Annotated in this window: 11 protein-coding genes; 4 read left to right on the top strand and 7 right to left on the bottom strand. The window is 32.2% G+C overall.

The genetic code is table 11. The features are described 5' to 3' along the window. Positions 1-28: 28 nt before the first annotated feature. The gene (locus FEZ13_RS03180; RefSeq protein WP_146551434.1) at positions 29-1,387 is read right to left on the bottom strand and encodes a radical SAM protein; all 1,359 of its coding nucleotides are present in this window, start codon (positions 1,385-1,387) and stop codon (positions 29-31) included. 314 nt (positions 1,388-1,701) lie between these two features. Here FEZ13_RS03180 and FEZ13_RS03175 point away from each other — a divergent pair, with 314 nt between their 5' ends. Next, positions 1,702-2,922 (top strand): MFS transporter, encoded by a 1,221-nt coding sequence (locus FEZ13_RS03175; protein ID WP_146551433.1) that lies wholly within the window; start codon positions 1,702-1,704, stop codon positions 2,920-2,922. A gap of 72 nt (positions 2,923-2,994) precedes the next feature. Here the strand turns inward: FEZ13_RS03175 and FEZ13_RS20375 are convergent, their stop codons facing one another. The 3 genes from FEZ13_RS20375 to FEZ13_RS03160 form a co-directional block, all read right to left on the bottom strand. After that, a complete protein-coding gene (locus FEZ13_RS20375; RefSeq protein WP_186725744.1) occupies positions 2,995-3,135 on the bottom strand; it encodes a hypothetical protein in 141 nt (46 codons plus the stop codon). 28 nt (positions 3,136-3,163) lie between these two features. Next, a complete protein-coding gene (locus FEZ13_RS03165; protein ID WP_186725743.1) occupies positions 3,164-3,589 on the bottom strand; it encodes a pentapeptide repeat-containing protein in 426 nt (141 codons plus the stop codon). Between the two features lie 189 nt (positions 3,590-3,778). Then, on the bottom strand, positions 3,779-4,396 hold the full coding sequence (locus tag FEZ13_RS03160) for a hypothetical protein (protein ID WP_146551430.1): 618 nt from the start codon (positions 4,394-4,396) through the stop codon (positions 3,779-3,781). Between the two features lie 1,171 nt (positions 4,397-5,567). Here FEZ13_RS03160 and FEZ13_RS03155 point away from each other — a divergent pair. Continuing rightward, positions 5,568-6,872 carry a murein hydrolase activator EnvC family protein gene (locus tag FEZ13_RS03155; RefSeq protein ID WP_146551429.1) on the top strand — a complete coding sequence of 435 codons (1,305 nt, stop codon included), beginning with the start codon at positions 5,568-5,570 and terminating at the stop codon, positions 6,870-6,872. 529 nt (positions 6,873-7,401) lie between these two features. Here the strand turns inward: FEZ13_RS03155 and FEZ13_RS03150 are convergent. Together FEZ13_RS03150 and tlp are read right to left on the bottom strand one after the other, a co-directional pair. Further along, positions 7,402-7,644: a small acid-soluble spore protein Tlp gene (locus FEZ13_RS03150; RefSeq protein ID WP_146548477.1), complete on the bottom strand. Its 243-nt coding sequence runs from the start codon at positions 7,642-7,644 to the stop codon at positions 7,402-7,404. Positions 7,645-7,761: 117 nt separating this feature from the next. Continuing rightward, on the bottom strand, positions 7,762-7,998 hold the full coding sequence (gene tlp / locus FEZ13_RS03145; RefSeq protein WP_146548476.1) for a small acid-soluble spore protein Tlp: 237 nt from the start codon (positions 7,996-7,998) through the stop codon (positions 7,762-7,764). A 125-nt stretch (positions 7,999-8,123) separates the two neighbouring features. On the opposite strand from tlp, the gene FEZ13_RS03140 reads away from it, so the two are divergent. Together FEZ13_RS03140 and FEZ13_RS03135 are read left to right on the top strand one after the other, a co-directional pair. Then, on the top strand, positions 8,124-8,306 hold the full coding sequence (locus FEZ13_RS03140; RefSeq protein WP_146548475.1) for a hypothetical protein: 183 nt from the start codon (positions 8,124-8,126) through the stop codon (positions 8,304-8,306). 423 nt (positions 8,307-8,729) lie between these two features. Continuing rightward, complete coding sequence (locus tag FEZ13_RS03135) at positions 8,730-9,935, top strand: MFS transporter (protein ID WP_146551428.1); 1,206 nt, start codon at positions 8,730-8,732, stop codon at positions 9,933-9,935. Between the two features lie 251 nt (positions 9,936-10,186). On the opposite strand, the gene FEZ13_RS03130 is transcribed toward FEZ13_RS03135, so the two are convergent. Next, a complete protein-coding gene (locus tag FEZ13_RS03130; protein WP_146551427.1) occupies positions 10,187-11,029 on the bottom strand; it encodes a MetQ/NlpA family ABC transporter substrate-binding protein in 843 nt (280 codons plus the stop codon). Positions 11,030-11,085 lie beyond the last annotated feature (56 nt).

Genomic DNA, 11,085 nt, shown 5'->3' with positions numbered 1-11,085 from the left:
TGAAATCCCTCCAATGATTACATATCAATTAATTACATGAAATAGAGTTAGTTAAATCTGTATTGAAGAAATATGGCAAATGGCAGCCACCACGACAACTATCTAATAATGAACAACCATTGCATGTTTCCCTAGGTTTAAGAACTTTTGAGACTTTATTGGTAAGCATTTTCCAATTTCCTTTAATGGAAGAAGATGTTACATCTCCAAAATAAACATTACTATGAGGGCAGTGTCTTAATTCTCCTGTAAATGATATGCTCCCCCAAGTTAACCCAGCTTCGCAGTGACCTGTAAGTTGTTTTTTACGTAACCTAACTGTTAAATCATTGTTTTTAATAGGTATGTCATTTAAAGAAGTACACATTCTTTGTCCACACGGCCAACCTACAACTAAGTCTTGTAACTCATTCATTAAATTATCAATTTTATTCATAAGAGGAAGTGTATTTGAAATTGGCACTCCATATTTTTCATCATTTTTCCCTGTAGGTACATATCTCATAACACTAAATCTTTTAGATCCATTACTATAAGCGTCTTTAATGACATCAAGTGCTTTATCGAAATTGTCTTTGACTAATGTAAGTTCAGTTACAACTTCGATATCAGCTTTACTTAAAATCCCTATTGCTTCTATTGCTTTTTGATAAGCCTTTTTATGACCTGCCAAAAAATTATGAACAGTTTCATCGCCATGTAATGAAATCAAAACTGTTTGCACATTATAAGCTTTTAACCTTCGTGCATATTCTGGAGTTAAGAAGTGACCATTTGTAAATACAACTTGGTATAATCCTAATTTTCCTCCATACTCTAATATTTCTTCAATATCGGGATGTAAAAGAGTTTCTCCACCACTATATCGAACTGTGAAACATCCATTTTCACTACATTCATCTAAAATTTTTAAGATTTTTTCTTTAGATAAATATTTTTGGGGGAAAGCTTTAATCTTTTGTTTTACATCTCTGTCACTTAAATTTGGATCTATTTTCCATACATTGTAACAAAATCCACAATTCCAGTTACAAAGAGAAGTGACTTCAATTTCTAATCGTAATGGAAAATCTAGGAGACTTTCATGTTTCTTTTCAATATCCCATTCCCAGATATCTTCATTTTGCTTATTTACACTTAACAGAAATTCATTAAGATCTTCTTCTACAGTCTTCGTATCCACTGCATATTCAGCAATAATATAGTCTTTTACTTGTTCTAGAGTTCTGTTATCTCTTAATAATTTTACAATCACTAATGCAACTTCATTCTCAAATCTATATATCGTACCTTTATTACTGTCAAAAAGTATTCCTACATCTTCGCGGAATTTTAATGTTCTGATTTTATCTATTATTGACTCTAAATTAATGATTTTATTTGTCATCTTGAATTCAAGCCTCCCTATAGTTTAATAATGTAAAGGAATGGGTTTCCCCATCCCTTTACATTATTAGTTGCATTGCATAGATGGACCTGTAGCAGATTTTACTGTTGGTTTAATGTATTGTTTTTTATTTTTTTTCATATTATCACCTCCTCTCATTTATCATTTTAATAATCTGAAAATTATGAATTGGAATAAATATATGATAAACCTATATAATTGAAATTTCAACCAATTTAGTATATATATTTATATGAATTCAAAATAATAATATTTATGGCAAAATTATATACATATATATATGGAGGGATCGTATGAGGAGTTGGAAAAAATATTCACTTTTATTTATAGGGATAGGTACTTCATATTTAGGTAATTGGATTTATTTGGTTGCTTTAAATATTCTAGTATTAAATATGACAAACTCGGCTGCTGCAGTAGCTGGGATATTCATTGTAGGTCCTGTAGCCAGAATAATGACAAACTTTTGGGCAGGTTCTTTGATTGATCGGATGAATAAAAGAAAGTTAATGATACTCACAGATTTACTAAGAGGATTACTTATTTTCTGCATCCCAATTATGGATTCTGTTTGGGCGGTTTATTTGATTCTATTTGTGGTCAATGTTGCAAGTTCATTTTTTGGACCAAGTTCAACATTTTATATTTCAAAATATGTTTCGGATCCAGATAAGAAAAAATTCAATTCAGTCATGAGTGTATTAAATACCGGATCATTTTGTACCGGTCCAGCAATAGCAGGGCTTTTAATAGGCCTTTATGGTACTACAATTTGTATGCTAATAAATGCTATTTCATTTTTGATTTGTGCATTTTGTATTTTCTTATTACCCGATGTTAAAGATGAAAATTTGCAAAAGGAACGTATGACTATAACATTAAATGTGGTATTGAGTGACTGGTTAAACGTAAAAGAATTTATCATTAAGGAGAAATACTTTACTAAGGTATTTTTATTATTTGAAGCTGCATTAATGATAGCATTTGCTCTTGATTCACAAGAAGCAACATTTATTAGACGAGATTTAGAACAATCAGAGGAAATATATGGATTAATAATGAGTCTAGCTGGTATCGGTTCTTTGATTGGTGCTTCCGCATCAGTTGTTTTAGCGAAACGAATATCTCTTCAAGCATATATAGCTCTTGGGATGTTATTAACATCGATAGGATATTTATTATTTTACAGCTCTACAGAAGTATGGGCTGCACTATTCTCTTTTTTAATTTTAGGTTTCTTTATGTCATTTAGTAATGCTGGCTATGATACGTTTTATCAGAAAAATGTGCCCACAGAATTAATGGGCAGATTTGGTAGCATATCTTCATTATTCTTGAGTTTAATCCAAATATCTCTGACAATTTTTCTAGGATTTATGGCTGATTGGTTTTCATTACAAGTAGTAGCTGTTTCATTTGCTGCTATTGGTGTTTTAATGGCTATACTTCTCTGTGTTGGGGTATTTAATCATCAATATAGTGGCTATTATACTGATGGTAAAAAACATGAATAGAACAACTCTGGATAATTAACATAATTCTACATTATTTAAACTTTCCCTTCTACTACTTGGCTTTAATACGAATCAGGAAATTATCAAACAACCTTCAATAGTATCTAGAGATACTACAAGATTTTCAAATTTTGAATTGCTTAAGTTTATTCCTGTCAAGCTTGTATTAGCATAATTAGCTTTATCTAGTTCACAATGATCAAAATCGACCATTTTAAATTTAGATTCGTAAAAATCTGCATCATTCAAACTTGGATTTAGTAAAATAAACTAATTTACAGTTTGAAAAACCCAAAGACAAATAATTAGCTATACATGAAGAAAAAACTACATTTCTTAAAGTACTTCCGGAAAAATTAGCGCCTATCATTTTACAATTTTGAAATTCTATTTTATGAAATATAGAATCGCTAAAATCTGCATTTGAGAAATCACAGTTTTCGAATACTATATCAATCCATTCACTATTTTTAAAATCACATGCTATAAAGGAAGATTTAAAAAAATAAGAGTTTTCAATGATTATTTTTTCATTTTCAATTTTATCTATTACTTCATTTTCAACTTTTATATACTTATACTCTTTTAAATCCAATAGATGATCAGATAATACTATATTTTCAAGTATTTCAGGTATATACGGTGAAAGCAATTTATCATTTTTCAAATAAAATCCCTCCAATTTTTTGTATATTAACCCATTTATTAAAAATTCAGCTAAAAATTAAATAATTCCAATAGCATAATTCTGATTAGTAAAGTTTATATCATTTTATACATTTATTGTAACTACATTACATTTTCTTTCAGACCAATCTTTGATTTAATATGCTCCTTCTTGCTACAAAATGTTCAGTCATGAAACAAATAAGCCTATTGCTTCTATAGATTGTTTTAAAATTTGAAGGGATTTCATGACATCCTTTTCTACTTCCAGTGAATGATTCGCATCTGGTATCACCACGATTTGATGATTGGCTAAGGATGTTATTTTCTCTGGATCATAATGAGGATCTGAACTCCCTATGATTACTAAGCTATGGTATTTAGATTGCTTTAAATTCATATACAGTCTATTCATGGACAATACTGGTGTTAAGCTCATAAATTTAACAGGCATATGAAAATCTTGCTGCATATAGTGATTGACAATCGGAATGGTTCCCAGAGATTTGCCGATGAATGCGATTTCTTTATAAGACACTTCTCTTAATTGAGTAATGACAACTTGATTCACCAGTTCATATATTGTTTGTGAAATCATTTCATCTGACTGTGCAAACAAATCTTTTTCGAAGGAATAATGGATTTGTATCACATCATATCCCTTTTCCACCATGAGTTGTGTGGCATAATAAAGAATTGGTTTATCATATGTATAGCCGGTTCCTGATAATATGAAGCAAATTTTGCTGTTTTCTGCTCCAAACATGGTGCAACTTACATGATTAATCTTTAACTTTTTCCCCTTCATCGTCCATTTATCTCCAATCCTATTTTTTGTTTTTAAGCTTTTCATTTGGTTTCTATTAATGAATTCATTTTATCTATAAACCTATAAGATAAAATGGATTTAATAAAAAATCGAATGTTGGTCTAGCCCTCATTTTTAATCCACCACATGTATGAGCCTCCTACTATTTAGCCACTCTATTGTACTTTTATTTTACCGTTCTTGATCTTATTTGGTTTGTGTGCAAACTGATTTAAGAAATTATTCTATTTGAATCAATTTCACAATGCAAAATTTAGATAGAAAACACGAACATTTTAAATCAACATGAACATTAATATTCAGAAATTTTTGTTCCGCTCCAGACGGCGCTTTCCACGGGCTTGGCTTCAATCTCCTCGGGTCGACACGATGTTGACCCCGAAGCCGTTGCCACAGGACGTGGCGAACTTAGGCTTTGTCCCTTAAATTGTTCCTGCGGGGCTTTCAGCTCAAGCTTTTCCCGTAGGACTTTGAATAAGCCTCCTTGAACTCACACCGCACGAAGGAAATGCGCATGCATTTTCGAGGAGTCGCCGTCTTCCGCTCCACAACTATCAAAATTAAATGTTCGGATTTTTTAAGAAGAAAATGATTTATGAAATTGATTCATTTAAAATACCATTCTAATCATCAATCACAAGCTATGATGATAAACCTTATCAATACTTATTATACAAATATCCCTAAAAACCTTGTTGTGTTGTCATTTTTCTGGATTAGCATTGCATGTGATAGACCATTATTTCTAATAAAAATGACAAATTTGTCTATTATGTTAAATTCAAAATGACTATAACAAGAATGCTACATTTAGATGAAAGTTCGTACTATGATGATATGAAACTGTAATGTTAGCCAAATTTCACAATGATACAATCATTTTAGAGGAAATGCGATTAAAAATATCAAAAAATTAGCATCCAGCATTTCAGTTACTCATTAAGTAAAGCCTCACCATGTGAGGATCTTAATGCGAGATCACTTACGTCTCGTTGTAACTACGTTCGGATTTTTAAGTTTGCTCAGGGAAGCACCTCTTCAAAATCCGTGACATTCGCCGGTGGTTTTGTCCCTACTCTATCATTCCAATAAACTATTCAACTTCGCATTTTCTCTATTTTTTATAAATACATAAGTGGGAGGACTAATTTTGCAAAAGTCATATCATCATTTTTCTAAAATAATGATCATTACATTGACAGCATCACTTACTGTTCCAGCTATAAATGTCAATGCTGAGTCATTAGATACACTGAAACAGCAGCAACAACAAGTCGACCAGAAAAAATCAAATCTTATTTCGGATATTCAATTAAAATCCAATAAAATTCAGGAAAACAAATTACAACAGGATCAGTTTATGAATCAAATCAAAAAATTGGATCAGCAAATGATCAAAACAGATGAAAAAATAAGTGTCCTATCATCAAAAATCGAAGTCTCTAAAAAAGAAGTTCGTCAATTAAACGCTTCTATTCAGCAATTAGAAAAGAGCATTCAAGAACGTGAAGATTTACTTAAAGATAGGGCTCGAGCTATTCAAGAAAATGGGCATTCAATCAATTACATAGATGTACTTTTAGGCGCAAATAGCTTTGCAGATTTTATAGATCGTATTTCTGCTGTAACGACACTTGTTGAGGCAGACCACAATATTATTCAGGCACAGTTCAATGATAAAAAGAAATTAGCAGTTCAGCAAAAGAAACTCAAACAAAAACTAAAAAAACAACAAGAAAATTATCATCAATTAAAAAGTTTAAAAACTGAACTTGATCAGCAAAAACTAGAAAAAAATAAGCTGATCGACCAATTAGAAAAAACACAGAAAGAATTGATCTCTGAAAAAAACTTAAAAGAAAAGGAGTATTCAGAAACACTCTCTATTAGTAAAGACGTACAAAATAATATCGAAAAAGAACAAGCACGCTTGACAGAAATTGCCCGCCAACAAGCGGAAGCTAAAAAGACAAATACCAATTCTACTAGCTCTTCTCCTTCGACTTCAGAAAGCGCAACTACCCAAAGTACGCCATCTGTATCCAGTGGAACTTGGACAAGACCCACAACTGGCCGCATAACTTCCAACTCAGGTGTACGTGATATTGGAGCAGGTGCTGAAGTTCACTATGGACTTGATATTGCAAATGTGGAAGGTACACCTATAGTAGCTGCAGCAGATGGTGTAGTTTTCCGAGCAAGTCCTTTATCAACCTATGGCAATGTTATTATGATGACACATTCTATTAATGGTCAAACTTATACAACTGTCTATGCCCATTTAAGTGGCTATAAAGTTCATGTTGGACAATCCGTGAAAAAAGGTCAGCTAATCGGTTATATGGGATCAACAGGTCGTTCTACTGGAAGCCATTTACATTTTGAGATGCATGATACACCTTGGCAAGGACAAAAAGTAGGACTGATCAATCCATTGCGCTACATTTCTTTTTAGAATGATGGCTTAAAGATATATTCTTATGTATATAATCATTTGTAGATTCAAAACAAGGCCTATATGTTCCAGATTAGGGACTTAAAAAGATGTAAGGGCGAATACAATTTCCAAAAGAGCAAATAAAAAGGTCAAAAGAGCGAATAAATCCCCCAAGATAACAAATAAACCTTTGTAAAGAGCAAATAAACACCAAGAAAGAGCGAATAACGAACAAATTTATCACTTTTTACTATTTTGAGACAAAATTAAGCGAGACGCTAGGGCAAAAGTATTTCAGCTAATGAAAAATCCGAACTATGTATCGAAATTCTAATTAGGATTTCACATTAGTTCGGATCTTTTTATTATAATTCTATAAAATTCAACTATTCGGCTTTTAAAGAACTCATTTAGTTCTGTCCCAGCCTCAATCAAAAAATCATCATTTAAAACTGTGCTCCAGGTGGATTTTCTCAGCTCCTCGCCGTTCTCACGGACAACCTAATACTTGTTTTCTCACAAAGCTATATCTTAATAATTATTGTTGTTATTTGAAACTATCTTCCCTAGCCTTTTGTGCTGCTTTATCAGCCTTTTCTTTTTCCTTTATATCTATTTCATGTTGGCGTCGTTGATTTTTCTCTTGAAGGTGTTCAAGTTCTTCTTCACCAGCATATTCCATAGCCATCTCTGCTTCACGTATATTGTTTTTCGTATTTTCAATCATACTTTGTATTCTTAAACCACTAGTAGATCGATCATTTGAATCTGGGCGATGTTGCTTCGTCATTTGTACTCCCCTCTCATTATTTTCAATTTGTAATATTAGTTTGTGTGTAAATCATTTCTTTATACAGCACCAAAGGCTGTGATCGCAAGTATAATGGCATCACAGCTTTTTGTATTTTTATCGATATCCCTTTTTTCGTGCCGCTGTTTCGTCTTTCACTTCTTCAATCAATGCATCAATAGATTGTTTACGACGTTTATTTTTTTCTTTGATCTGTTGAGCTTGTTCGGGATCTGCAAATTCTTTACTTATTTCCGCTTCTTCAATATTTTCTCTTGTATTTTCAACCATTTGTTGCAAACGTTCCACATTATTAGATCGATCATCAGGTTTTGGTGTTTGTCGATGTGACATTCAGTTTCCTCCTACATCTTGTAGATTACCTGATTAGTTTGATGTACTTTGTCCATTTTATACATCATGTTGCAGTGGATAAAATCCTATTATTTGAACACATTAACTTCGGGAGGTGAAAATTGATGCCAAAACAAAATGGTTATAAGGCTAAAAATAAAAAGAATCACAATAGCAAATTTCGCAATCCAAAAGATACCAATACGCAGGACATCCCCGATAATTTTCGAGCAGAATTTGCCGCTGAATGGAGAGAAAATGCGATTGAAAATATCAACAAACAATCAAATGATCAAGTAGATAAATAATGACATGTATATTGATTAGGATATTTTGTAAACAAAATCGGCTAATCAAATGCCTGAAATAATGACAAATTATGAATCATCTCTTTTTTGAAAACACTTAAAATAAACCATTTTTTATAAAAACTATAAATAGGATTTGCCCATTCTAAAAGAAAAATAGTATGTTAGGGACCATTCTAACATACTATTTTTGATAGAACGCCTTTACATGTAAGTACAAACATTAAAAATTAAAGATACATAGTTCTTACTATTTCTCATTCATTGGTCTAAAGACAAATCATTTGTATGATGTATGATTAATCCATAGATTAAATCCTTTTGCAGATATAATATAACCAGAAGTTTTTTTATCTCTAGCTGCTTTTGGAACAACAATTAAGATTACAAAATGAATATAGATAAAGATAGCGAGGAGTTTAGGTGCAGAATGGCTTACTAGCTAAAAATAAAAATTACCGAATGATTTGGCTTGCAGAGAGTACAAGCAAATTAGGAGATTGGTTCAATCAAGTAGCTCTAAGTCTTATAACATTGTCTATGACCAATTCGGCTTTATCGATGGGATTCGTTCTTTTGTGTAGATCTCTTCCAGGAGTTTTGCTTAGTCCTTTATTAAGTCCTTTAGTGGATAAGTATTCAAAAAGGATAATTATGTATACATGTGATCTATTTCGTGCTGTTTTTGCCTTATTTTTTGCTTTTGCTTACATAACCAATAGTGTGTCCTTGCTATTTATCGGTGCGATTTTGTTAGGGCTATCTGGAATGATGTTCAATCCAGCGCAACAAGCCTCTATTCCACTACTAGTAGCTCATAAAGATTTACCAAACGCCTATGCATTGAATTCGAGTATGTCAGGGATTATCAGTGTAGTAGGTGCGCTATTCGGCGGCGTTGTATCTTCAATCGTTAGCCCAATCGTATGTTTTTTAATCAACTCTTTTTCCTATATGATTTCAGCTTTTTTTATCTATCTTGCAAAGTGGGAAGAAGAAAGAATCACCTATGAAAAAAAAGAAACATATGCTGATGCACTAAAAGTTGGATTTCATGAAGTAAAAAGAAATGACTATGTTCGTTCAATCATATTAATCGGAATCAGCTGGGGATTTGCCGGAGGAGCTTATTATATTGTTGTCCCATTATTAGGTAAATCCATTTACCAAATGGGCGGGTTAGGAATAGGATTGCTTTATTCAATTGATGGATTGGGAATTATACTTGGTGCCATAATCGTTAAAAAGTTTATAGGAACAAATAGGAAACGCGTAAATCTTGCATATGGTGTTGCTTATGTAACACAGGCTATATTCTTTACTTTACTTACACAATTCTCTTCAATTTTTACAGGGATTATGATGATTTTATTCATGCGAATAAGTTCTGGGATTATTATACCCTTGGACTCATTTATTTTACAGAAACATACGAGACCCACAATAAGAGCACGTGTATTTTCCATTCATGATTCCACTTACTCGGGGTTTATGCAATTATCTTATATTGTTTTTGGTTTTTTGTTTGAAAAGTTGGGGATATCATCTGTCGGTTTATTTGCAGGATCAATTTCGCTATTATGTGGATTTTCTTGGTTGTTGAAGTTAGGAAAGAATAATGATCTATGAAAGCATTTGCTTTTAGGATTCAAAACATGTTTCCTTTCTCTCTTTCCGAAAAGTGTGTTTTTTTACAACTAATATGAATTTTAATAGACAAATGTAACTGGTCCAGATTTTTTGACCTGCTCGAAAAAGTTCCTCTTCAGTTATCCTCCCTACTTCATCGGATTGAAGCCCCCGCTACGTACGTAAAAAGTACACAAAGAATGCTGTTACAACACTCTTTGTGCACCATTATTCTTCAATCACTCTTAACATTATTTAAAATAATCTGGTAATGTATATCCTTCAAATTCTTTTGTGGATGAGATGACATCTTTAAATTCTTTCGAATGATAAGCATCGATAATGTCCTTTACATATTGTTTCTTTACATTCTCTTTTTTCACTGCCACTACATTGATATAAGGTGACTCCATTTTTTCAAGTTGTAGTGCTGAAGTTAATTTTAAGCCACTAGATACGGCAAAATTCCCTTGAACAGCTACATAGTCTACATCTTGAAGAGCGCGTGGACCTTGAGCTGCTTCCATTGGAATGATTTTAATATTATATTTATTTTCTGCAATATCTTCCTGAGAAATTTTAATAGGATCTACATCTTTTTTTAAAGTGATCCAACCAATATCCTCTAAAATACGCATTGCCCGTGTCATATTGACAGGATCACTTGGCATAGATACAGTTGTTCCTTTTTTAGCTTCTAACTTTTTATGCTTAGATGAATATAAACCCATTGGTGGTGTAGGGACCTGAACGGCACCTGTCAAATCAATATTTTCCTTATCATTGATTGATTCCATATATAATGTATGTTGAAAGACATTTGCGTCAATGGTTCCTTCTGCAACAGCTAGATTCGGCTGTATCCCATCTGTAAAATTCACGTACTTGATTTTATAGCCTTTTTCTTTTAAGATCGGTTCGATTCCTAATTTAAATTGATCGATATAAGGACCTGGATTAAAACCGATTTTCAACTGTTTATCATCTTTTTTATCATTCGTAGGCGCGTCAGCATTTTTGGATGAATTGCCACAGCCGCTTAAAATCGAAAGTATCATTAAAATACTAAATAAAATAACCCAATTCTTTTTCAATTTTTTCTCCTCGTGTAAAAAGCATTATTTTTTTCATAGAATAATAAGTAAAACTA

Origin of the sequence: Rummeliibacillus sp. SL167, from assembly GCF_007896505.1 — a bacterium.
GTDB lineage: Bacteria > Bacillota > Bacilli > Bacillales_A > Planococcaceae > Rummeliibacillus > Rummeliibacillus suwonensis.
Note: the sequence above shows the minus strand (reverse complement) of the source record. Positions and strands in the feature narration are given on the sequence as shown.

What these genes read in the sequence shown, in the direction of transcription:
- FEZ13_RS03180 (WP_146551434.1), bottom strand. Translation starts at nt 1,387, where the DNA reads ATGACAAATAAAATCATTAATTTAGAGTCAATAATAGATAAAATCAGA.
- FEZ13_RS03175 (WP_146551433.1), top strand. Translation starts at nt 1,702, where the DNA reads ATGAGGAGTTGGAAAAAATATTCACTTTTATTTATAGGGATAGGTACT.
- FEZ13_RS20375 (WP_186725744.1), bottom strand. Translation starts at nt 3,135, where the DNA reads ATGGTCGATTTTGATCATTGTGAACTAGATAAAGCTAATTATGCTAAT.
- FEZ13_RS03160 (WP_146551430.1), bottom strand. Translation starts at nt 4,396, where the DNA reads ATGAAGGGGAAAAAGTTAAAGATTAATCATGTAAGTTGCACCATGTTT.
- FEZ13_RS03150 (WP_146548477.1), bottom strand. Translation starts at nt 7,644, where the DNA reads ATGACGAAGCAACATCGCCCAGATTCAAATGATCGATCTACTAGTGGT.
- tlp (WP_146548476.1), bottom strand. Translation starts at nt 7,998, where the DNA reads ATGTCACATCGACAAACACCAAAACCTGATGATCGATCTAATAATGTG.
- FEZ13_RS03140 (WP_146548475.1), top strand. Translation starts at nt 8,124, where the DNA reads ATGCCAAAACAAAATGGTTATAAGGCTAAAAATAAAAAGAATCACAAT.